This is a genomic window from Pectobacterium sp. 1950-15, from assembly GCF_037136835.1.
Taxonomy (GTDB): Bacteria; Pseudomonadota; Gammaproteobacteria; order Enterobacterales; family Enterobacteriaceae; genus Pectobacterium.
This window is the reverse complement of the sequence record NZ_JBBBQR010000008.1, coordinates 54,800-76,922: the sequence shown is the minus strand read 5'-3', so window position 1 is coordinate 76,922 and position 22,123 is coordinate 54,800. Positions and strand designations below refer to the sequence as shown.

Below are 22,123 nucleotides of genomic sequence, written 5' to 3'. Positions count from 1 at the left end.
CTCCCTGCGGGAACCTCCCCCTGTGTTTCCCCTAATAACGGGCTTAAGTGACCAGTATTAGCACATGCGAGGGCATTTCCACTGGTGATTTATACAGATTAATGCAGTGATTATAGCAATGCCGACAGCGATGCCAACCGCGAAATTTCAATATGCGGCAGCAGTCGGGCATCCCCAATCTGCGTCAGGCTGCCTTCACGCAGGTTAATCCAGCAGGCTTGCATACCGCAGCGGATCGACCCCGCGACATCGGTCGTAAGATCGTCCCCCACATGCAGGATCTCATGCAAAGGCAAATTGAGCTTTTCCGCGGCCAGATGGTACATGTCATCAAACGGCTTGGCGCGACCGTGCGGGCCAGCGCGCAGGATAAACGAAAAATAGCGATCGAGGCCAAAACGGTGCGGCTCAGCGTTACCGTTGGTGATGGCAGCCAGCGGCACTTTCTCGGCTAACGCCGCTAACGTCTGGTGCGTCTCTTCCGTAATCGTAATCTGGCTGCGCCAGTGGGCAAAATTTTCCATTGCCGCTTTTGCGCCATCCTTAGCTTCTGCCGCGCTCAGGCCGCGCTCTAACATCGCCAGTTCAGCCGCACGGCGACGCCATTCGGTCACGTCGTGATAAATGTCCGGCTCGCGCTCAAGCAAGGTCTGGCGTAAGTCTTGAAAATCATCTGCCTGAAAGTCACGCAGTGCAGGATGGTACTGTTGCAGAAAGCGGATTGACTCTTGCCCTGTGCGCCGGATGACGTCCGCGTTGTCGTACAGCGTGTCATCCAGATCGAACGTGATCGCACGGATCGGGCCAAGAGATCGGTAAAAATGCATCAGGGTTTCCCTCGTTTGGCGCGTGGATGCGCGGCATCGTACACGGAGGCTAAATGTTGAAAATCAAGATGGGTGTAAATCTGCGTCGTGGACAGGTTGGCATGGCCCAGCAGCTCTTGTACCGCCCGTAAATCTCCGCTGGATTCCAGCATGTGCGTCGCAAAGGAGTGGCGCAGCTTATGCGGATGGACATGGCTATTCACGCCCTGCTTAATCCCCCATTCGGCAAAACGCTTCTGCACGTTGCGCATCGAGATGCGTCGCCCCTGATTGGAAATAAACACGGCATCATCCTGTGGGCCAAACAGTTCGCGCAGCGCCAGCCAGCGTTCCAGCCAGGTTACCGCCGTTTTTCCTATCGGCAATTTGCGCTCTTTACTGCCTTTCCCCATGACCCAGATTTCACCGCTGGCCAAATCAATATGCTGATAATCCATGCCGACCAGCTCAGCCAGACGCAGCCCCGCGCCGTACATCACTTCCAGCATCGTGCGGTCGCGCACGGCAAGGGGATCGTCCAAATCGATATCCAGCAGCCTGCCCATCTCGTCCACATCCATATTCTTGGGGAGTGGACGTCCGGATCGCGGCGTGGATACCCCTTTCGCCGGGTTCGCCGCCAGCACACCGCGTGACACCATCCAGTCGAGAAAGCTGCGCAATGCCGAGAGGCGCAGCGCCAAACTGCCTGAATGCAGTCCATCACGCTTGCTGCGGGACACCACGGAACGCACGCCAGCGGCATCCAGCTTGCGCCAGTCAGCCACACCCGCCGCGGAGAGTATCGTGATAACCGCGGACAGTTGACGTAAATAGCTGGTCTGCGTCAGCGGACTGAGCTGACGCTCCACTTTCAGATAGCGCAGAAAAGCATCAACATCAGCTTGTAAGGGCGAAGAGGAAGGGGCCTCCGGTGACGCAGGCTGTCGGCTCATACCCGCTCAATCCAGCGCGCCAGCATCGCTGGCAGCATCATGGCCATTTGCTGGAGCAGCACGGTTCCCATGCCATCCTGATAATGATGGGTGTCACGGCTGCTGAAAATCAGCACGCCCAAATCGTGATTATTGCCCATTAACGACAGCGCAACCGACCCAACCTGCCTGGCCTGCGGCAGCAGCAGGAGCAGTTCCGGCCCGTTCAGGCTGCCAAGATAGTGGTTACTTTGCCCGAAACGCTGAATGCGCAGCGGCTCAAACGTGGTGCGGTTTAGTCCGAGGTGGGTAAAACCAGACGGCGCGCCAATGCGCCATTTATCGCTGAACAGACGAACCGTCGCGCCCGCCAGACCAAGCTGACGCGCCCAGCGCTGCAACCGATCCAACATGTCCGTCAGGCTATCCGCCGACGCCAATTCAGTTTGTAACCCAAGCAGGCGATTGAACAACGCTTCGTTCGCGCCCGCCTGCTCCATCAGCAGCGTGATTTCTTCCTCAAGCTGAGTAATGTGGTTACGCTGACGCGCCAGCTGCCATTCCACCAGCGACACGGTTCCCCTGACGGGGTGAGGAATGCGCATCTGCTCGACGGGACGCGCATTGCGGATAAAAAAATCGGGATTCTGTTGCAGGAACTGCAAAACCATCTCGTCACTGAGTGCGATCTCGCGCTCTGCCTGTTCCTCGACATTCTTCATAAATGAATAAATCCATCGTAGACATGCGTTGCAGGCCCGGTCATGAATAACGGATGTCCCGGCCCATCCCACTGGATATCCAAATCCCCGCCCGGCAGAGATACGCGAACGTTCGCGGACAATAACCCCTGCTGGATTCCTACTGCCACGGCGGCACACGCGCCGCTACCACACGCCTGTGTTTCTCCCGCACCACGTTCGTACACCCGCAGACGGACCGTGTGGCTATCAACAATTTGCATAAAACCGATGTTGGCACGCTCGGGAAAACGCTCGTGGCTTTCCAGCAGCGGCCCCAGTGTTTCCACCTTCGCCGTGTCCACATCCTCAACCTGAATCACACAGTGCGGGTTACCCATCGACACCACGCCGCAAAGCACCGTGTGTTCGTCGGCACGCATGATGTAGGTTTTCTCTGCTTTGACCGCGCGAAAAGGCACCTGTTGCGGCTCGAAATTAGGTTCGCCCATATTAACGCGCACCAGTTCATCATCCGTCACAGACAGCACCATCCGGCCCGTCTGCGTACTGACGGCAATATCACGCTTGTTGGTCAGCCCTTTCAGGCGAACAAAGCGGGCAAAGCAGCGCGCGCCGTTACCGCACTGTGCCACTTCGCTGCCATCCGCGTTAAAAATACGGTAATGAAAATCCAATTCAGGGTCGTAGGGCGGCTCAACGACCAGCAGTTGGTCAAACCCCACACCACAGTGCCGATCCGCCAAACGGCGAATCAATTCGGGTGAAAAATAAACGTTTTGCGTAACGGCATCAACAACCATGAAATCGTTGCCTAATCCGTGCATCTTAGCGAACTGCATTATCCTGACTCCCCCGCTTGCTTAACCGGGCGCGATCAACATCTACGTGACCTGTTATGTATTCTTGTCGTCACGCATTAAGGACGCATTGACGTTTTCTTTTGCGGCGGCTGGCTCTCGTTTTGCTGAGTCGTTGACGCACCGGATTTGCCATCGGTAGGCATATACAACGGACCTTTCAGGCCACAACCGAATAAACTCACTACTGCTAACACCAGAAAAAACTGGCGAAATACGTTCTTCATCACGTTAAGACCTGTCATTAATACTCGTATGCTCTCTATAATCGCAGGTGGATCATGAAAATCAATAGGAATCGAAAATGAACGATAGCGAGTTCCACCAATTAGCCGACGAACTCATGCTTCAGCTAGAAGAAACGCTGGATCGGTTTGAAGGGGATGCCGACATCGATTACGAAACCAACGGCGGCGTGATGACGCTGAGTTTTGAGAACGGCAGCAAAATCGTGATTAATCGGCAGGAGCCGCTGCACCAAATCTGGCTGGCGACCAAAGCAGGTGGTTACCACTTCAATCGTCAGGACGCACGCTGGATATGCGATCGCAGCGGTGAGGACTTTATCGCGCTGCTGTCATCCGCCTGTTCGGCTCAGGCCGGGGAAACCGTTCGCTTCGAGTAATGGCCACATGTTCCATGGCCTGCAGCGCACCGTACCTCAGCGCCGCCCCAGTAATGCCAGTGCCAGTAGCAGTAACAACAGCATGCCGATACCGACCATATTCACCAGCGGCCAGCCGCTGGTCAGCGCCATCATGCTGCCAGCGGACAGCGAGGCCAAGGCGTTAGGCACGTAAATCATCAGCGAATTAATGCCCTGCAAACGGGATTTATGCACGGAATGCGTAAAGGCGTTGAGCATAAAGGTCCCGCCGTTAAACATAAACGCCCACCCGATGCCGAACAGCGCCAGCGCAAAGAGGAAGTGCCAGAACGTCAAACCACTCAGCGCGACCGCCACGCCAACCACGTTACACGCCATGCCAATCGCCACAACCTGAATCGGCGTCAGCCGTTGCGCCAGCAGCACTAACAGCAGCGCGGGCGCATACATGGACACAAAATGCCATTGCAACACCGTCGCGCTATGGCTGACGGAAAAGTGGTGCTGATGCATCGCCAGCGGCACTGAATTCATTAATAACGTCATCACCACAAACCCGACGGAACAGCTCGCCGTTCCCAAGACAAATGCCCGACTTTTCAGGATGGACGATAGCGGTTCACTACGCTGAACGCTGGCCGTGGCAGCGGACATCGGAGGCAGTTTAAGACCAAGCAGCAGCAGTGATGTGATGACGCAGATGAACGCCGCCGCGATAAAACTGCCGAAAAACGGGTACGGTGCCCAGAGCTGAGACGATTGACTCGCCGCGAACGGACCGAGGAAGCCCCCCAGAACACCGCCGCTAATCACCCATGAAATGGCACGATTTTTCTGCTGACTGTCGGTAAAAATTTCAGCCGCGGCGAAACGATAATATTGATTGAAGGCGCAGGACATCCCCAGAACAAACGTCGAGAACACAAAGAGGAAGAAGCTGTGTAGCACAATCGCCAACGCCGCCAGAAGCGCCCCCGACAGGCCCAGCAGCGTGCCGATGATGAACGCATTACGTCTGCCATATTTTGTCATCAATGAGGAAACGGCGTAGATCATCAGCGCCGCGCCGCACACCGTCGCGGTAATCGGTAATGTCGTCAGCAGTGGAACAGGCGTCATGGATACGCCAACCAGCGTAGAACATAGCGTCATCAGGGAAATAATACTGCCGGTCAGCCCTTGTCCGAGCGCCAGCAGTATCAAGTTTCGGCGTTGCAACGAATCCATCAATACATCCTTTTCTGAATACGCTGAAAGCCGAGTATAGAGTGGTTATAAAATCTGTAGCCGCTGCTTCATGGTCATCACCTCATCATCCACGACTGGCGTAATGCACAGATGAGAAAGCGCGCTGCTGCGGAACGGGATCACCTGCGTACGGCCATCCAACTGCACAATTTGGTAGAACTGCGGCAGGTTGAAATTGATAAAGCTGGAACCATAGGTAAAGCGATCGTGCGAAGACGAATAGAAGCGACTGACATCGCGCACCAGTTCTTCTTTACTGCCTTCACAGTGGTGATACACCTCAACGCGATTCGATTCATCCAGAATATAGATATTAAAGCCCTGATTTTCTGTCAGATCTTCAAAGAAGAACTGGATAATCCCTTCGCTGGCGACGCCATCCACCACCGGCGGTAAATGTACATGGTTGGTTTCAACCTGAACCGGCTGGCCTTGCAGTTTATTGTTGGAGATTGCGCCATAAAATTCGACCGCATTTTCCAGCTTCTGCACCGACACGCTCAGCCGCTCGAAGAACAAGCCCCAGGTTTGCCCCGCCACTTTCACCGCTTTGAAGCGACCCGGCTCCTGACGCGTGCTGGTCAGACGCAGCTCAATGCATTCGGACACCAGTTGCTGCACACGGGTACGAATCAGCCCGCGCAGGTGCTGGCTGTAGCAGAACACTTCCAGTGATTCTGGCAGCGCCGCATCCTGGTGCATTTTGCCCAGAATGGTTTTCAGCGCTTCCAACACCGCCTGCTCGCCGCTGAAATGCAGGGTACGCACTTCGTTCCACGAGTTGCGATATAACAGGTCGATACTGCCGACCAGACACTGCTGCTGCTGGCCGAAACTAAAGACATCCAGATGACGGAAATCGAAATGCACCACCTGATTGCGGAAGGCCGCCGTCGGATCGTGTTCCAGATTGACGATAATCGCCAAATGACGAATTTCACACGGGCTGTACAGCGCCTTCGGCGTGGGTGCAGGCAGTCGCAGCGGGAAGTGGCTGGCGACATCGTCCACCAGCGCTTGCAGGCGCGTGATATCGCACAGCTCGTTGCCTTTAATGTACAGACGCGTGCTTGGTGTCAGCAGACCATTAAAATATGCCCACGCCACCAGCTTGTTCAGATAGCGGTTATATTCCAGCGGTTGATGGCTGACGATGGCATCCATCGACGGCGCCTGATTGTACAGGTACCAGCCAGAACGGTTCGCACGACCCGGCGGAACATAGATAAAGGTTAAGTTCGGTTCAGACAAATCGGGCGAGATTTGTGGATTCAGCAGGGTAACCTTGCCCGGCAGCGCTTCAAACGCGGCATACAGTTTACGGGTCAACACACCGATATCCTGCGGGCTGGCACTGACGCTCAGATTATTACGGCGGGCGAAGCGAATCAGGTTGCGATAGGTCTGCATCATCGCATCCAGCAGTTCATTATGCGCTTCGCGTACTTGTTCGATTTTCCAGTTAGCGCGATTATCCAGCATGGCCAGATGTTCGTCGCTCCATCCCCATTCTTGCACCAGTTGGCTCAGAATCTGGCGACGCCAGCCGACGCAGGCTTGTTCCCGGGAGAGCTTTTCACACACTTTTAAGTAGAAACATCGACGCGCCAGATCGAGGCGCGTGGGATCGTTGATCGCCGTCAGATAATGCGTCACGCGATCTAACATCATGCAGTAAGGATCCAGACCGAAAGAGACGATCTCGCCATCATGCAGACGTTTTTTAATCTCGGTCGACAGCAGGCTGGTATCCGGGTATTCCCAGGAATAGGCTTCCAGCAGCAGCGTTTTCAGTACGGCTTTATAAGGAGAATCGATGCTTTTATACAGCTGCCAAAGGCTTGCGCCAAAATACTCTTCTGCCGACAGCGTACTTAAGCCGCCTAAATCCATCCACTCGTTAGGTGCCAGCGCCCCCTGTGAGTACAGTGACAGCACATATTCGTCGTAGTGAGATTCTTCTTCGACTGGCACCATGTTCCACAGAATGCGTTTACCCGCCATACGCACAGCGGTACGGTAGAATTCGTCGAGTAACAGAATATGCTGCGTGGTGCCGCAGTCCTCACCGCTCAGGCTGCCACTTTCATTGTGGCGGAAACGGCTTTCATCCATCAGGAAGAAGCTGACCTCAGCGCCTTGCGCCGCAGCCCACTGCTCCAGCAGCGTACATTTCTTCTGTAGGAGCTGGCGTTCTTCGCTGTCCAGCCAGGATTGGTGACACACCCAGATATCGAGATCGGAGCTACAGCTCTGCCCGATAGACGAGGTGCTTCCCATGGAATAGATGCCCGTGATCGGCAGTTCGCCCTGCGGATGAGAACAGTCAAACTGACCCCAACGCAACGCAATGCCATCCAGGTACTGTTGTTGTTTTTCATCAGGCGTGTGAGTGCAGATACCGTGAGGCACCTTACCTTCAAGGTAGCCGGGCATCAACGGGTGATGATGATGTAATAAAATGGGCAGAAGACTGTAAACCTGCTGAAAAGCGGGCTTCATTGCTCCCAGAGCACGGTCAACACGCAGTTGGTTGATCGCATCCAGTCTTTGCTTCAAAGTCTCGATGTAGAAGTACAAGACGTTTCGCCTGATTTATCCCAGTGCCTAGAAAAACCCCGTGTTCCAAATTCGCCATGATGAAATTAGAAGAATGTTGAGCGAATTATTGCTGGAAACGTGATCAATTTAACACCTTGCTGAATGGGCGTAAAGAAAGTAAAGAAAGTTAGACTTATCTATCTTGCTTTATTACGAATTTACCTACCCGACTGCATCAGCACGGCTTCCTACTCGTCATACTTCAAGTTGCATTGTGCGTTGGCTGCGCTACTCGGCACACTTACGTGCACCTCGCCCCGTTGGGGCCGCTGCCAACAGCGTTCAAATCTGCCTTTGGCAGATTTGTCACTCACCCGAATCACTTACTTAAGTAAGCTCATCGGGATTCCCTCGCTTGCCGCCTGCCTGAAACTTGAATTATTTAGAGTATATCTATGTATGCGGCACCCGAATTTCAGACCGTTTTAAAAGGCGCACCGCTAATGCCCACAACCTGACACCAACGCACCATCAATGATACGATGGCGGAAAATGATAAAAACGGTATCAAGCATGTTAGCCAATATTATTAGAATTGCCACCCGACAAAGCCCGCTCGCCCTGTGGCAAGCACGATATGTTCAGCAGTGTCTGAATCACCTCTACCCGGATTTACACGTGGAGCTGGTGCCGATGGTGACCCGCGGCGACATCATCCTGGATACGCCACTGGCAAAGGTCGGCGGTAAGGGATTGTTTGTTAAAGAGCTGGAATTGGCGCTGCTTGAAGGGCGCGCTGATATTGCCGTCCATTCCATGAAAGATGTGCCCGTCGAATTCCCGGATGGCCTTGGCCTGACCACCATTTGCGAACGCGATGACCCGCGCGACGCTTTTGTTTCCAACCGTTACGACAGCCTCGAACAGTTACCGGAAGGCAGCTGTGTCGGCACGTCCAGCCTGCGCCGCCAATGTCAGCTGCGCGCCCGACGTCCCGATCTGGTGATTCGTGATTTGCGCGGCAATGTCGGAACGCGCCTGTCAAAACTGGATAACGGCGAGTATGACGCCATTATCCTTGCCGTTGCCGGTCTAAAACGCCTCGGCCTTGAAGAGCGTATCCGCAGCGCGTTGAGCCCGGAAGAATCTCTGCCCGCCGTCGGACAAGGCGCTATCGGCATCGAATGCCGTTTAAATGACGATCGCATCCGCCAACTCCTTGCCCCACTCAATCACTCCGCTACCGCTGCCCGCGTCCTGGCTGAACGCGCCATGAATGTGCGTCTTGAAGGTGGCTGTCAGGTGCCGATTGGCAGCTACGCCGAACTGGAAGGCGATACACTGTGGCTGAGGGCGCTGGTTGGTGCCCCGGACGGTAGCCAAATGATCGTCGGTGAACGTAGAGGAAGCGTCTCCGACGCCGAAAAAATCGGTATTGCGCTGGCGGAAGAGCTGTTAGCAAAAGGGGCCAGCGCTATCCTTCAGGCCGTTTATCACGGGTCGAGCTCATCATGACGATTCTGGTTACCCGTCCGTCACCAACTGGCGAACAACTGGTGACCCGTTTAAGAAAGCTTGGCTATAACGCCTGGCACAGTCCGCTGATCGAGTTTTCACCCGGACGAGAGCTTGCCAGCTTGCCAGCACTATTACAGACGCTGCGCGCCGACGATCTGGTGTTTGCGCTCTCACAACACGCGATTCACTACGCCGATCCGATGCTGGCACGAGCGGGCATCAGTTGGCCTGCTCATCTCGCTTATTATGCGATTGGTCGCACCACGGCACTGGCGCTGCATAAAACCAGCGCCCATCCGGTAATCTACCCTCCCGAACGCGAAACCAGCGAAACGCTCCTGCAACTACCTGAACTGCAAAACATTTCCGGCAAGCGCGCACTATTACTGCGCGGAAACGGCGGCAGGGAACTGCTGGGAGAAACGCTAACTGAACGCGGCGTGCAGGTGACCTACTGCGAATGTTATCAGCGCAGAGACGTTCATTATGATGGGCCGGAGCAAAGCCGCCACTGGCAACAAATAGGCATCGACAAACTGGTGATCACCAGCGGAGAAATGCTACAACGGATCTATACTTTAGTACCTGATTACTATCGGGCTTCCTGGTTACTCGGCTGCCGCTTGATCGTCGTCAGTGAACGACTGGCAGAACAGGCTCGTCAGCTTGGCTGGCGCGATATCCGGGTGGCCGATAACGCCGATAACGATGCGCTCGTGCGCGCACTACAATAAACCTGATCATGGGATGTACCATTATGACGGAACACAATACCCCCACAGCTCCATCCGACGAGGTTGCTGAACGGGTTGAACCCGCGCATCAGCAGCAGGATCCCGCACCACAACCCAAACGCAGTGGTGCCGTGCTGGGGGCAATCGCGATTGTCATTGCGCTGGCGATAGGCGCGGGGTTGTATTACCACGGCCACCAGCAGGCGCAGAAAGAAAATGCCACGCTTCAACGTCTGGAAGCACAGTTAAACGCCTTGCAACAGCAGCACAAACAGGAACAACAGCAGTGGCAGGACGCTCAGCAGCAGCAAAGCAAAGCGCAGGACACGGCCGCACAGCGTCTGGAGGCGCTAACGCGTCAGTCAGATGAACTGCGCGATAAACTGGCGGCACTTTCCAGCCATGACACCAATACCTGGCTGATCGCTCAGGCGGATTTTCTGGTGAAACTGGCAGGACGTAAGCTGTGGAGCGACAAAGACGTCACCACCGCAGGCGCGTTGCTGAAAAGCGCGGACGCGAGTCTGGCGGAAATGAACGATCCCAGCCTGATAGAAATCCGTCGTGCGCTGACCAGCGATATCGGTGCGCTGGCAGGCGTGAGCCAGGTGGATTTTGACGGCATCATCCTGAAAGTGAATCAGCTCACCGACCAGTTGGACAACTTGCAGCTCGCCGATAACAGCACCGATGAAGCGCCGATGGACGCCAACAGTACAGAACTGTCCGCCTCCTTGAGCGAATGGCGACAGAATCTAAGCAAAAGCTGGCACAATTTCATGGCGGATTTTATCACCATTCGCCGCCGCGACAGCGCTGCCGAACCGCTGTTGGCACCGAATCAGGATGTGTACCTGCGTGAGAATATCCGTTCACGTCTGCTGGTTGCCGCCCAAGCTATTCCTCGTCACCAGAATGAAGTGTACAAACAGTCGCTGGAAACGGCTGCAACCTGGGTTCGCGCCTACTTCGATACTACCGACCCCACAACGCAGGCCTTTTTGGATCAGCTCGATGCCTTAAGCCAACAGTCAGTTTCACTGGATGTCCCAATGGAGCTACAAAGTCAGGCGCTGCTGGAAAAACTGATGCAAACGCGTGTTCGTAACCTGCTGGCTCAGGCGCCAGCCACGCAGCAGGGAGAATGAACATGCTAAAAGTCTTATTGCTGTTCCTGATCCTAATCGCTGGCGTTGTGATCGGCCCGATCGTCGCGGGTCACCAAGGCTACGTCCTGATCCAGACGGATGATTATGATATTCAAACCAGCGTGACCGGTCTGGTCATTATGCTGGTGCTGTTTTTCCTCGCCTTTCTGGCGGTGGAATGGGTGCTCCGCCGGCTCTTTCGTACCGGATCCCGCACGCGCGGCTGGTTCCTCGGTCGCAAACGCACTCGCGCCAGAAAGCAAACCAAAGCCGCGCTCCTCAAGCTGGCCGAAGGGGATTATTTACAGGTAGAGAAGCTACTGACGCGTAATGCCGACCATGCTGAGCAGCCCGTGGTTAACTACCTGCTGGCCGCCGAAGCCGCTCAGCAGCGCGGTGACGAATTCCGCACCAAGCAATATCTGGAGCGTGCCGCCGAGGTTGCAGATACCGATCAGCTTCCGGTGGATATTACGCGCGTGCGTATTCAGCTAGCGCGTAATGAAGATCATGCCGCACGTCACGGCGTGGATAAACTGCTGGAAGTTGCGCCCCGCCACCCAGAGGTGCTGCGTTTGGCAGAGCAGGCTTTCCTGTGTACTCACGCCTATAGCGCGCTGCTGGATATTCTGCCTGCGATGCGCAAGATCAATCTGTACCCTGAAGAACGTTTGCTGGATCTACAGCAGCAGGCCTATATCGGTCTGATGAATCAGGCGATGGCGGATGGCGGCAGCGAGGGGCTGAAATCGTGGTGGAATAATCAGAGCCGTAAAGTGCGCCATGAGATTCCGCTTCAGGTCGCGATGGCTGAACATTTGATCGAGTGTGACGACCATGATACCGCTCAGAAGATCATTCTCGACGGTCTAAAACGTCAATATGACGAGCGGTTGATCCTGTTGATGCCACGCCTCAAAGCCGGAAACCCGGAACAGCTGGAAAAAGTGCTACACCAGTACATCAAGCAGCAAGGAGCAACCCCGCTGTTGAGCAGCACGCTAGGGCAATTGCTGATGAAACACGGCGAATGGCAGCAGGCCAGCGATGCCTTCCGCACTGCGCTGGAGCTCCGTCCGGACGCTTATGATTATGCCTGGCGCGCCGACGCTCTCGATCGGTTACGTCTGCCGGATGAAGCGGCACAAATGCGGCGCGAAGGGCTACTGCTCACGCTACAGCAGCCTGCCGACTGATTCGCTACGCCATCCCTTTCATAAGGCTCCTTTTTGGAGCCTTATTCGTTTTATGTTTCGGAAGAAGGCCGTTACCGAACATTTTCATCAGACGAAAAAAAACGCTTACCGATAAACGGTAAGCGTTGAAAATATCAGGTCTGTCAGACAACAGAATGGTGCCTCACTCAACGTTATGTCCGGAAAGCCCGATGGAGATTTGCATCTTCATCTGGAGTTGGACGATAGGCACCTCAAATTGGCTCTGCATCATTCCCAGGATTATGAAGCCGAAGCAAGCATAGAAGGTGGAATGAGCATCTACACGTATATTTAAGCACAAATTATGCCAACATGCATAATTTTATTACCATCGTCTCTCAATTCAATGATAACCCGCTAATAATCAATGTTATTTTTATTTCCTCACGGGAAGAAAAGCAAACGTACACAAGGTGATAAAAACGAGACCCCACTCACAAAATATGTCGCTATTCAGAGACGGATTTATCATAAAAAACATTAACCATTATTAATCAATGAATTAAATGTCTCTTTTTTGAGACAGCAGATCACCCCAAGTGTCGTGTTTTTCCGACAGTTCAATCAAAGCTGCTGATTTAACATGCTTAGTCGGGCACGATAGCCGTTACGAATATGTTGGCAAGCCGCCTCTTGTGCCGCGTCCTTATCACGCCGTACCAGCGCTGCCACAATCGCCTGATGTTCACGCCGCGCCTCTTCGGTACGTTCCGTGGACTCATAAGTGGTTCCGCGCAGGAGCGACAAATGAATACGCAGATTTTCCAGCATCTCATTCAGATACGGATTGTGAGTTGCCCGGTAAATCTGGCGATGAAAAAGCCGATTATGATCGTGCAGTTGTCGGCTGTCGGTGAGGGTCTTCTCCACGTCGACCATATCCTGAAGCAGCGCCAGTTCTTCTGCCGACGCAGACGCGACAGCAAGCTCCATCGCCAGCCGCTCTAACCCTTCACGCACGGCGAAAAGCTGACGCAGTCGCTCATAGCTGATCTGCGCGATCATCAGTCCACGCTGTGGACCCGGCTCCACCAGCCCCAACGCTTCCAGACGGTGCAGCGCCTCACGAATCGGCGTCCGGCTCAATCCAAACTGCTTCGCTAACCGCGTTTCCTGCAAACGCTCACCAGGCAGCAGCTCGCCTTTCTCTATCGCGTTAATCAGTACCTCGAATGGCGACAGCGCCGATGCTTTGTCGTTAAGTGTTAAGTTCATAGTCCCTTGATATATCGTGTGACGGTCGGAATAAGGCCGCGTGCAGATGGACAAACGCCTCGCCTTTTATAGCGGTTCGCACCTTCACGCTACGGATCGTCATGCATTGAGAAAAATTCAAGTTTGCCCGACGCCCTGCCTTTAGCAAGGTATCGCATCGCATATTTTGTACTTAGCTTAGCGAAAAAGCGTCTTTGTCACTGAATGGGCGATTGCATATGCTTTTCGCCACACACTGTATACAAATGCATTCAACAATACAAAACGCGAATCTTAGCACCGTTCGGTGTACTGGCAATCTCCTCGCGTTTTTGCTTAAGGAGCTCCTACGATGTCTGTCACCCCGACGTTTCCTCGCGGCAACGCGCTCAGTCAGTTTATTCACAACGCGCCCACAATGACGATCCCCGATGCCGTGTGGCACGAAGCCAAGCGGGCGCTCATTGATTATCTGGGTGTCTCCATTGGCGCGACAGGAGACGATGCGGCCAGTGCAGTTCAACGCGTGGCGCAACGCTGGCAGGCTCAGGGAAAAGCGCAAATCATTCTCGGTGCGAAAACCACACCGGCGCTGGCGGCGCTGATCAACGGCACACTTTCTCATGCAGCCGACTATGACGATACGCATCCGGCTGGTGCGGGACACCCTAGCGGCCCTTGCTGGTCAACCGCGTTGGCAATGGCACAGCATTACGGTGCGGACGAACGCACGACGCTTATCGCGTTTATCACCGGATTTGAAGTCATGGCCAGACTGGGGGGCGGCTGGGTGCCTGGCGTAGGTCGCAGCTTGCAACGTCGAGGCTTTCACCCAACGTCGATTGTCGGACGCGCGGGGGCAGCAGCCGTTGCCGCTTCCATTCTGCGTCTGGAACCCAACGCCATTGCCAATGCGTTGGGGGCGGCCGCGACAATGATGGGGGGATTGCAGAAATCATCCGGTACGCACGGCAAACCGTTTCATGCTGGCAAAGCGGCCATGGATGGCATCACAGCGGCAGAACTGGCTGAGGAAGGTTTTATTGCCGCCCATCACTTTTATGAAACCGATGGCTGGGTAAAAACCTTTGTGCAGGACGGCAGCGCCGTCATCCCGCCACTCGATTTTGGCGACAGTTGGGAGCTATTGGGTAACGGCTACAAACTGTATGCCAGCTGTCGAGGAACCCATGCGTCAATTGAAACGGCGCTCAAGCTCTATCCACAGCTAAAAGGCCGCGCTATCACCCGTATTCATGCCAAAGTCCATCCAATGGGAATGGTGAACGCGGGGATCGCCAACCCGCAAACCCTGCTGGAGAGCAAATTCAGTATTCCGCACTGCATTGCGCTGGCGTTGAGCGGCTACCGCCTCACCGATACGGACTTTACGCAGCAGACCGTTGACGACCCGGCTGCACGCCAGTTGCTGTCACGCCTACAGATCGATGCCGTCGAGGGGCAGTCGGCCAGTTCCGCGTTTATCGATATCGAACTGGAAGACGGCGAAATACTCCATGCCGAAACCGATGTTTATCGCGGCCACCCGCAAAATCCACTGACCGACGCCGAGCTGCGCACCAAGTTTGACACGCTGACCCTCCCCGTATTGGGGGAAGATCGCAGCCGTCGGCTCTATCAGGCAGCTTTCCACTTTGAGCAGCCGGGGTCGCTCGCGACGCTGACTTCGCTATTAGCGGGCTAACGCGCTTCAGTTAGACATAAACCATTCGATATAAAAATTTCACGATAACGACAGGACGCTTCCATGACCATTGCCCGCCAGCTTGCCCATAATCTGCTGGAATTCTCTCGCCAGACGTTCCCTGCCGACGTATTGGCACACGCCCGCACTGCCGTAATTGATACGCTGGGCGTCACGCTCGCGGGGGGGATTCAGGACGGGGCGCAAAAACTCAGGGCGGTAATAGTGCCCTCCGCCGCCGCGGGAAAGAGCCGTATTTTCGGTACCGCTCTCAAACTTAACGCGCTGGATGCGGCGTTATTAAACGGCACATCCGCACATTTGCTCGATTTTGACGACTCCAACTCCTGGCTGCACGGGCATATTTCTGTCGCCGTGCTTCCGGCCCTGCTGGCATTGGCAGACGAGCAGGAAGCGAGCGGAGAAGCAATCTTGCATGCCTATTTGTGTGGTTATGAAACCGCGGTACGCATGGGCAAAGCCGTCAGCCCTTTTCAATATCGCAACGGCTGGCACCCCACAACATCCGTCGGCATTTTCGCGGGCGTGGCAGCCTGCGCGGTGCTGCTGAAGCTTAGTGAAGAAGAAACGGCGACCGCCTTTGCAATCACGGCGTCACTCGCCTCCGGCATCAAATCCAACTTCGGCAGTCAAACGAAATCACTGGCAGTCGGCCACGCCAATCGCAGCGCCGTCATGGCGGTATTATTGGCGCGTCAGGGATACAGCGCAGGGGATAGCGCATTTGAACATCACCACGGGTATTTCAACGTCTACAACCGCGCCGCCGAAAACGTCGACACCACGCCGTTAACCGAACCTTGGTCCGCACCGTCTCATATTCTGGACCCCGTAAAAGGGAATAATTTTAAATATTTCCCCTGCTGCTACGCCATTCTGGCACCGCTGGACGGCCTGCTGACACTACGCGAGGAAACCGGGCTGTCCCCAGAATCGCTGGAACGCATTCAGATTGCCATCCACCCTATTCGCTTCCCGCACATCAACATCCCGACGCCGGATACGCCGCTGGCGGGGAAATTCAGCCTGCACTACTGTATTGCCCGTGCCTGGGTGCAGGGAAAGCTGACGCTGGACGATTTTATTGACGAAGCGGCGCTGCACGACCCCACCACACAATCGCTGATGGCACGCGTTGAGCTCATCTGTCATGACGAACCCACCACACACACGGCGCACGTTACGCTAATCACTCGTGACGGCCACACCTATCATCGCCGCGTGGCAGGCGCGCGTGGCTCCAGCGCAAAGAACCCGCTGCCGGATAATCTGATTGCGGAGAAATTCATCGACTGCGCCAGTCAGGCTTTGCCACGCCCTGAGGCGCTGGCGCTGTATCAACGCCTGCTGCATGACGATTATCGTTAACGGCGGAACGGGTGCTTGATACGAATTGAACGCATCAGGCATTATCATTTGCTCGACCACGCGATGGGTTTCACCATGCTACATCTTGTTCCACCCGACATTTCTCCGCTCTTTGCCGGTATCCTGATTTTTTGCAGTTTTTTGACGTCGGCGTTAACGGCTGCGCTGGGGCTAGGCGGTGGCGTCACATTGCTTGCGATCATGGGCCTCGGGATGCCAGTCAGCAGCCTGCTGCCGGTACACGGCATCGTCCAGCTAGGCTCCAACCTGAGCCGCAGCCTGATTCAGCGTTTGTATATCGTCTGGCCATTGGCGCTGTGGTTTTTTATCGGCAGCGTCATCGGCATCGCACTGGGCGCGCCCGTCGTCGTTTGGATCCCAGACAGCGTGGCAAAAATTGCGCTGGCCAGTTTCATTCTGTGGTCAGTTTTCCGTAAACGCACCGCGCCAAAACCAGTTAATCGATTGTTCTTCATTCTCGGCGGTGCGCTCACCAGCCTCGGCACCATGATTGTCGGCGCAACGGGTCCAATGGTCGCCGGGCTTATCAGCTCTCAAGGGGTCACCAAACAGCCGCTTATCGCCACGCATGCGCTCTGCATGGTGTTACAACACGGCCTGAAGATACTGGCATTTGGGATGATGGGGTTTGCCTATCACGATTGGCTACCGATGCTGGCTGCGATGATTGTCAGCGGCGTATTAGGCACCTGGCTGGGCACACGCCTGCTGGATAATCTGCCCGAAAAACTCTTCCGCACCACGTTTCGCCTCACCATGTTAGTGCTCAGCGCCCAGCTCATGTGGCAAGGCGTACAAAGCTTGCTCGCCCGCTAAATCATCCCTCTGTGCCTTGCTTACCGTGCGAGGCACACCTCTCTTTTTTATCTTTCTGGTCGTGCCCGAAATGGCTATATCCAATATTCAGATTTAGATAGAGAAATATGCTATTTGCCATTTAGATGCAACATTGAGAACATTTGTATACAAAAGAACGCACCATAATAAAAACCATTAATTACAACAAATTAAAACAACACCGATCATTCTGAGGATACTTATGCTGAGAAAACTACTCTCGTTGACGACCGCCACAGCGCTGACTTTAGGGGGGCTTCTGCTGCCCGTCGCACACGCTAATGCCGCTGATACAGGAAATGGCGAAACGCTCAAAAAAATCAAAGCACGCGGTGAACTGGTGTGCGGCGTGCACCCAGCACGCCACGGCTTTTCCGCGATTGATAGCAAAGGACAGTGGACCGGGCTGGACGTCGATTATTGCCGCGCGTTAGCTGCTGCTGTGTTTGGTGATGCGAGCAAAGTACGCTTTGCCGCCCTTTCTACCGCCCAGCGCTTCCCCGCGATTCAGTCTGGTGAAGTGGACGTGCTGTCACGCAATATCACCGCTGATTTGTCTCGCGATACGTCGCTGGGGCTGAACTTCGCGCCGCCGACCTTCTATACCGGTACGGGCTTCATGGTGCGCACCAGCGCCAATGTGAAGAAGGTGGAAGATCTCGACGGCGCGACCGTCTGCATCACTCCGGGCAGCAGCACCGAACGTAACGTCGCGCAGATTTTTGCCTCACGCAACCTGCATTACACCCCGGTGGTTATCGAGAACAATAAAGAGTATGTCGCGGCCTACCTGTCTGGACGCTGCGACGTCATTGCCCGCGATAAAGTCGCCCTGCCCGGCGTGCGCACCTTTGATGCGGAAAAGCCGTCCGACCATGTGATTCTGCCGGGGATTTACTCAAAAGAGCCGCTGGCGATGGCGGTTCGTCAGGGTGACGACCAGTGGTACGACATTGTGAAATGGGTGGTTTACGCTACGTTCAACGCGGAAGAGATGGAAATCGGTCAACAGAACGTGGATAGCAAGCTTAAGTCGACAGACCCGGATATACAGGCGCTGCTTGGGGTCACTGGCGATTATGGTCAGAAACTGGGATTGAATAACCAGTGGGCTTACAGCGTGATTAAGCAGGTCGGGAATTACGGCGATATTTATAACCGCCACTTCGGGCCAGATACCCCGGCACCGCTGGAGCGCGACCTGAATAATCTCTGGACGAAAGGCGGTTTGCTCTACGGTCTGCCCATTCGTTAATTCACCCAATCATCGGCGTCACCCCCGAGAATATCCGGGCTGACGCCATACCACCGTATTCACGCACAGATCCCCTCGGATAGCGCGCTGCAATCGGTAATGATCAGAAGAAAAGACCGCCGGTAATGAAATCACCACACCCAACGCTGCCGTCAGCCTCTGCACCGTCGTGGCTGGGAACGCCATCTTATGCGCGCCGTCTGTTGAATGCGTTTGACAGCAAGTCGCTGCGCGCCTGGATTTATCAGTGCCTGCTCGGCCTCCTGATTGTCGCTTTCAGCTACTGGCTGTATGCCAACGTGGTCGAAAACCTGCGCTCGCAAAATATCGCAACAGGATTTGGCTTTCTTGACCACACCGCGCAGTTTGAGATCGGTGAAAAGCTCATCGCCTTTACCCCACGCGACAGTTACCTGCGCGCACTGGGCGTCGGGTTACTGAATACCCTGTACATCACGCTGTGCGGCATCGTGCTCGCCACGCTGCTGGGCTTCTCCGTTGGCATCGCCCGCGTCTCTCGCAACTGGTTGCTGGCGCGGCTCGCGGGAGGATACATCGAGATGATGCGCAATATTCCGGTGATCTTGCAGGTGATTTTCTGGTCAGTGGTGATCCGCAATTTGCCCTCACCGCGGGATGCTATCGAACTGGGTAATCTGGGATTCCTGACCAATCGCGGGCTGTCTTTTGCCGTTCCCGCCGCACACCACGGCTGGCTGTGGGCGGGAGTCGCCCTGCTCGCCGCCGTACTGATTAGCCTGATCCTGACCCGCGTAGCGCGCTATGTTCGGGAAAGTCGCGGGCGCTCTCTGCCGACAGGTCGTTTGACGCTGGCAACCCTTATCGGGCTACCGCTGCTGGTCTGGTGGCTTTCCGGCGCACCGGCAGAGCTCGATCGCCCGATCTTGCGCGGCTTTAACTTTCGCGGCGGCTTTACCGTCAGCCCTGAATTTACAGCGCTGCTGCTCGGCATTGCGCTCTATTCCTCCGCGTTTATCGCAGAAATCGTGCGGGCGGGGATTCAGTCTATCCCCAAAGGCCAGTTGGAAGCGGCACGCGCGCTGTCTTTTTCGCCGTGGCACATGATGCGCCACATCATTATCCCACAGGCCATGCGCGTTATCGTTCCACCGCTGACCAGCCAGTATGTCAGCCTATCAAAAAACAGCTCGATCGCGGTCGTGGTCGGTTACCCGGAACTGGCAAACATCAGCAATACGCTGATGAACCAGACCGGCCAGGCGCTCGAAGTGATAGCCATCATGATGGTGGTTTACCTGACGGTCAGCATCGTGACATCGCTGCTGATGAACCTATTTAACCGCGTCGTCGCTATCAAAGAGCGCTGAGGAGCACCGTATGTTATTTCCGGCCCTGTCACTCTCCGCCGTTCCCAGCCAACTGCGTACGCCGCTGCTGTGGCTGCGCCGCCATCTATTCAGCAGCGTGCCTCAAACGGTGCTTACACTGTTACTGGCAGTGCTAATGTGGAACGTCGGCAATAAACTGCTGCACTGGGGCATTCTCGATGCCGTGTGGTACACCGCTGACCCGGACATCTGTCGTGCCGCCGCAGGTGCGTGCTGGGCGGTGATCGTGGAAAAACATCGCCCTATTCTGTTTGGTCTTTATCCTTACGATGAACACTGGCGGCTGGTGCTGGCGATGGGAATCTGGTTTTTGGCACTTGGCCTGTCGCTGATGCCGCGCTTCTGGCACTCGCGTATCCTCTTACCGCTGTGGCTCGTCGCGGTAGTCAGCATCGCCATCCTGATGTCCGGCGGCGTGTTTGGCTTATCTTACGTGCCTTCCAGTGAATGGGGCGGTCTGCCGCTGACGATTCTGCTGTTTAGCGGCACCGTCGTCATCGGTATGCCGGTTTCAGTTCTGCTGGCGCTGGGGCGTCGCTCACCGCTGCCTTTTCTACGCGGTCTGTCGGTTATTTTTATCGAAGGTTTGCGCGGCGTACCGCTCATCACGATCCTGTTCGTCGCCGTTAACGTATTCCCGCTGTTCCTGCCCGCCGGTATGGAAATCAACAAGCTGCTGCGCATCATCATTGGTATCGCGCTGTTTTTCGCCTGCTATCAGGCTGAGGTGATTCGCGGCGGTTTGCAGTCCGTACCACGCGGGCAATACGAAGCGGCGATGGCGCTCAATCTCGGTTATTGGCACACGACGACCAAAATCGTCCTGCCGCAGGCGCTGCGTATCTGCCTGCCTGCCATGACCAACCATGTTATCGCCGCTATGAAGAACACCTCGTTCGTCATCATTATCGGGCTGTTCGATATCCTCACCGCCACCAGTTCAGTGATGCAAGACCCGCTATGGCGGCGCTATTACATTGAAACCTATATTTTCATCTCGGCTATCTATCTGCTATTTGGCTTCTTGCTCTCACGCTACGCGCTGTGGGTAGAAAAGCGCATCGATGCCAGCCGTAACCCAGAAACGTATCACGGTTAAGCGATAGCCGTTGATGAAAACACCGACAGGAGCCTGGTTATCATGAACTTAGCCGCAGACACTGTAGTTACAAAGACTGTAGTTACAAAGACTGTAGTTACAGAGACTTTAGTTACAGACACGTCAATGACAAACCATGTAATGGCAGACAGCAACGTCATCATTGAGATCGACGCCGTCAGCAAATGGTACGGCGCGTTTCAGGCACTGAATAACGTGACGCTGAACGTGCAGAAAGGTGAGCGTGTGGTGATTTGCGGCCCTTCCGGCTCCGGCAAATCCACGCTCATCCGCTGTATTAACCGACTGGAAGAGCACCACGATGGGCACATCCGCGTAAATGGCATTGAGGTCAATGACAACATCAAGAACATCAACCGCGTACGCTCCGGCATCGGTATGCTGTTCCAGCAGTTCAACTTGTTTCCCCACCTGAGCGTGCTGGATAACCTGACGATTGGCCCGACGCTGGTCAAGCAGCGTAAAAAGCAGGAGGCCATCGATTTAGCGATGCACTATCTGGAAAAGGTACATATCGCCAATCAGGCGCATAAGTTCCCGCTACAGCTCTCTGGCGGCCAGCAGCAGCGTGTGGCCATTGCCCGGGCGCTGTGCATGCAGCCGGAAATCATGCTGTTTGACGAGCCCACTTCGGCATTGGATCCAGAGATGATTAAAGAGGTGCTGGATGTGATGCTCGATTTGGCAGAATCCGGTATGACGATGATCGTCGTTACCCATGAGATGGGCTTTGCCAAAACGGTGGCAGACAAGGTAATTCTGATGGCTGACGGCAGCATCGTTGAATCCGCTCCACCGCAAGACTTCTTCAACACGCCTTCACATCCGAGAACGCGCCAGTTCCTGGATCAGATTTTAAGTCATTAAGACAGAAAATATCCGCGCCGGAAAACCGACGCGGATAACATGCTTTAACA

20 protein-coding genes are annotated in these 22,123 nt (G+C 55.0%); 12 read left to right on the top strand and 8 right to left on the bottom strand.

The features are described 5' to 3' along the window. Positions 1-110: 110 nt before the first annotated feature. The 5 genes from yigB to lptM all read right to left on the bottom strand — a co-directional run bounded on the left by yigB (position 111) and on the right by lptM (position 3,547). Positions 111-827 (bottom strand): 5-amino-6-(5-phospho-D-ribitylamino)uracil phosphatase YigB, encoded by a 717-nt coding sequence (gene yigB / locus WCT94_RS11000; RefSeq protein WP_336869592.1) that lies wholly within the window; start codon positions 825-827, stop codon positions 111-113. Then, positions 827-1,762, bottom strand: a complete 936-nt coding sequence (gene xerC / locus WCT94_RS10995) for a tyrosine recombinase XerC (RefSeq protein WP_336869591.1) — start codon at positions 1,760-1,762, stop codon at positions 827-829. Before xerC ends, yigB begins: the two co-directional genes overlap by 1 nt. Further along, positions 1,759-2,463, bottom strand: coding sequence for a DUF484 domain-containing protein (locus WCT94_RS10990; RefSeq protein ID WP_205947416.1), 705 nt, complete (start codon positions 2,461-2,463; stop codon positions 1,759-1,761). Before WCT94_RS10990 ends, xerC begins: the two co-directional genes overlap by 4 nt. Then, entirely contained in the window at positions 2,460-3,284 is an 825-nt protein-coding gene (dapF, locus tag WCT94_RS10985; protein WP_319849851.1) for a diaminopimelate epimerase, read from the bottom strand. The genes WCT94_RS10990 and dapF overlap by 4 nt, the downstream gene beginning before the upstream one ends. Before the next feature lie 77 nt (positions 3,285-3,361). Continuing rightward, positions 3,362-3,547: an LPS translocon maturation chaperone LptM gene (gene lptM, locus WCT94_RS10980; RefSeq protein WP_336869590.1), complete on the bottom strand. Its 186-nt coding sequence runs from the start codon at positions 3,545-3,547 to the stop codon at positions 3,362-3,364. 59 nt (positions 3,548-3,606) lie between these two features. On the opposite strand from lptM, the gene cyaY reads away from it, so the two are divergent. Beyond that, positions 3,607-3,927, top strand: coding sequence for an iron donor protein CyaY (gene cyaY, locus WCT94_RS10975; RefSeq protein ID WP_336869589.1), 321 nt, complete (start codon positions 3,607-3,609; stop codon positions 3,925-3,927). Between the two features lie 36 nt (positions 3,928-3,963). Here cyaY and WCT94_RS10970 read toward each other — a convergent pair whose 3' ends face one another. Beyond that, the gene (locus WCT94_RS10970; protein ID WP_336869588.1) at positions 3,964-5,136 is read right to left on the bottom strand and encodes an MFS transporter; all 1,173 of its coding nucleotides are present in this window, start codon (positions 5,134-5,136) and stop codon (positions 3,964-3,966) included. A gap of 45 nt (positions 5,137-5,181) precedes the next feature. After that, positions 5,182-7,737 carry a class I adenylate cyclase gene (locus tag WCT94_RS10965; RefSeq protein WP_336869587.1) on the bottom strand — a complete coding sequence of 852 codons (2,556 nt, stop codon included), beginning with the start codon at positions 7,735-7,737 and terminating at the stop codon, positions 5,182-5,184. A gap of 534 nt (positions 7,738-8,271) precedes the next feature. Between WCT94_RS10965 and hemC the strand changes: the two genes are divergently transcribed. Genes hemC through hemY form a run of 4 tightly spaced genes read left to right on the top strand, consistent with a single transcriptional unit; the run spans position 8,272 to position 12,294 of the window. Continuing rightward, complete coding sequence (hemC, locus tag WCT94_RS10960; protein WP_336869586.1) at positions 8,272-9,213, top strand: hydroxymethylbilane synthase; 942 nt, start codon at positions 8,272-8,274, stop codon at positions 9,211-9,213. After that, a complete protein-coding gene (gene hemD / locus WCT94_RS10955; RefSeq protein ID WP_336869585.1) occupies positions 9,210-9,950 on the top strand; it encodes a uroporphyrinogen-III synthase in 741 nt (246 codons plus the stop codon). Before hemC ends, hemD begins: the two co-directional genes overlap by 4 nt. A gap of 23 nt (positions 9,951-9,973) precedes the next feature. Further along, positions 9,974-11,098 carry a uroporphyrinogen-III C-methyltransferase gene (hemX, locus tag WCT94_RS10950; RefSeq protein ID WP_336869584.1) on the top strand — a complete coding sequence of 375 codons (1,125 nt, stop codon included), beginning with the start codon at positions 9,974-9,976 and terminating at the stop codon, positions 11,096-11,098. A gap of 2 nt (positions 11,099-11,100) precedes the next feature. Further along, on the top strand, positions 11,101-12,294 hold the full coding sequence (gene hemY / locus WCT94_RS10945) for a protoheme IX biogenesis protein HemY (protein WP_336869583.1): 1,194 nt from the start codon (positions 11,101-11,103) through the stop codon (positions 12,292-12,294). Positions 12,295-12,879: 585 nt separating this feature from the next. On the opposite strand, the gene WCT94_RS10940 is transcribed toward hemY, so the two are convergent. Continuing rightward, entirely contained in the window at positions 12,880-13,530 is a 651-nt protein-coding gene (locus WCT94_RS10940) for a GntR family transcriptional regulator (RefSeq protein ID WP_336869582.1), read from the bottom strand. Positions 13,531-13,861: 331 nt separating this feature from the next. On the opposite strand from WCT94_RS10940, the gene WCT94_RS10935 reads away from it, so the two are divergent. The 7 genes from WCT94_RS10935 (at position 13,862) to WCT94_RS10905 (ending at position 22,073) form a co-directional block, all read left to right on the top strand. Then, complete coding sequence (locus tag WCT94_RS10935; protein ID WP_336869581.1) at positions 13,862-15,214, top strand: MmgE/PrpD family protein; 1,353 nt, start codon at positions 13,862-13,864, stop codon at positions 15,212-15,214. A gap of 63 nt (positions 15,215-15,277) precedes the next feature. Beyond that, entirely contained in the window at positions 15,278-16,603 is a 1,326-nt protein-coding gene (locus tag WCT94_RS10930; protein ID WP_336869580.1) for an MmgE/PrpD family protein, read from the top strand. A 75-nt stretch (positions 16,604-16,678) separates the two neighbouring features. Continuing rightward, the gene (locus tag WCT94_RS10925) at positions 16,679-17,440 is read left to right on the top strand and encodes a sulfite exporter TauE/SafE family protein (RefSeq protein ID WP_100018544.1); all 762 of its coding nucleotides are present in this window, start codon (positions 16,679-16,681) and stop codon (positions 17,438-17,440) included. A gap of 223 nt (positions 17,441-17,663) precedes the next feature. Continuing rightward, positions 17,664-18,716 (top strand): amino acid ABC transporter substrate-binding protein, encoded by a 1,053-nt coding sequence (locus WCT94_RS10920; RefSeq protein ID WP_336869579.1) that lies wholly within the window; start codon positions 17,664-17,666, stop codon positions 18,714-18,716. A gap of 125 nt (positions 18,717-18,841) precedes the next feature. Further along, positions 18,842-20,065 (top strand): amino acid ABC transporter permease, encoded by a 1,224-nt coding sequence (locus tag WCT94_RS10915; RefSeq protein ID WP_336869578.1) that lies wholly within the window; start codon positions 18,842-18,844, stop codon positions 20,063-20,065. Positions 20,066-20,075: 10 nt separating this feature from the next. After that, positions 20,076-21,185: an amino acid ABC transporter permease gene (locus WCT94_RS10910; RefSeq protein ID WP_336869577.1), complete on the top strand. Its 1,110-nt coding sequence runs from the start codon at positions 20,076-20,078 to the stop codon at positions 21,183-21,185. Positions 21,186-21,311: 126 nt separating this feature from the next. Next, positions 21,312-22,073: an amino acid ABC transporter ATP-binding protein gene (locus WCT94_RS10905; RefSeq protein WP_241007259.1), complete on the top strand. Its 762-nt coding sequence runs from the start codon at positions 21,312-21,314 to the stop codon at positions 22,071-22,073. Positions 22,074-22,123: the final 50 nt, after the last annotated feature.

Bases quoted from the DNA above. Each gene is read 5' to 3' on its own strand.
- yigB (WP_336869592.1), bottom strand. From the start codon at position 827: ATGCATTTTTACCGATCTCTTGGCCCGATCCGTGCGATCACGTTCGAT.
- xerC (WP_336869591.1), bottom strand. From the start codon at position 1,762: ATGAGCCGACAGCCTGCGTCACCGGAGGCCCCTTCCTCTTCGCCCTTA.
- WCT94_RS10990 (WP_205947416.1), bottom strand. From the start codon at position 2,463: ATGAAGAATGTCGAGGAACAGGCAGAGCGCGAGATCGCACTCAGTGAC.
- dapF (WP_319849851.1), bottom strand. From the start codon at position 3,284: ATGCAGTTCGCTAAGATGCACGGATTAGGCAACGATTTCATGGTTGTT.
- lptM (WP_336869590.1), bottom strand. From the start codon at position 3,547: ATGACAGGTCTTAACGTGATGAAGAACGTATTTCGCCAGTTTTTTCTG.
- cyaY (WP_336869589.1), top strand. From the start codon at position 3,607: ATGAACGATAGCGAGTTCCACCAATTAGCCGACGAACTCATGCTTCAG.
- WCT94_RS10970 (WP_336869588.1), bottom strand. From the start codon at position 5,136: ATGGATTCGTTGCAACGCCGAAACTTGATACTGCTGGCGCTCGGACAA.
- hemC (WP_336869586.1), top strand. From the start codon at position 8,272: ATGTTAGCCAATATTATTAGAATTGCCACCCGACAAAGCCCGCTCGCC.
- hemD (WP_336869585.1), top strand. From the start codon at position 9,210: ATGACGATTCTGGTTACCCGTCCGTCACCAACTGGCGAACAACTGGTG.
- hemX (WP_336869584.1), top strand. From the start codon at position 9,974: ATGACGGAACACAATACCCCCACAGCTCCATCCGACGAGGTTGCTGAA.
- hemY (WP_336869583.1), top strand. From the start codon at position 11,101: ATGCTAAAAGTCTTATTGCTGTTCCTGATCCTAATCGCTGGCGTTGTG.
- WCT94_RS10940 (WP_336869582.1), bottom strand. From the start codon at position 13,530: ATGAACTTAACACTTAACGACAAAGCATCGGCGCTGTCGCCATTCGAG.
- WCT94_RS10935 (WP_336869581.1), top strand. From the start codon at position 13,862: ATGTCTGTCACCCCGACGTTTCCTCGCGGCAACGCGCTCAGTCAGTTT.
- WCT94_RS10930 (WP_336869580.1), top strand. From the start codon at position 15,278: ATGACCATTGCCCGCCAGCTTGCCCATAATCTGCTGGAATTCTCTCGC.
- WCT94_RS10925 (WP_100018544.1), top strand. From the start codon at position 16,679: ATGCTACATCTTGTTCCACCCGACATTTCTCCGCTCTTTGCCGGTATC.
- WCT94_RS10920 (WP_336869579.1), top strand. From the start codon at position 17,664: ATGCTGAGAAAACTACTCTCGTTGACGACCGCCACAGCGCTGACTTTA.
- WCT94_RS10915 (WP_336869578.1), top strand. From the start codon at position 18,842: ATGAAATCACCACACCCAACGCTGCCGTCAGCCTCTGCACCGTCGTGG.
- WCT94_RS10910 (WP_336869577.1), top strand. From the start codon at position 20,076: ATGTTATTTCCGGCCCTGTCACTCTCCGCCGTTCCCAGCCAACTGCGT.
- WCT94_RS10905 (WP_241007259.1), top strand. From the start codon at position 21,312: ATGACAAACCATGTAATGGCAGACAGCAACGTCATCATTGAGATCGAC.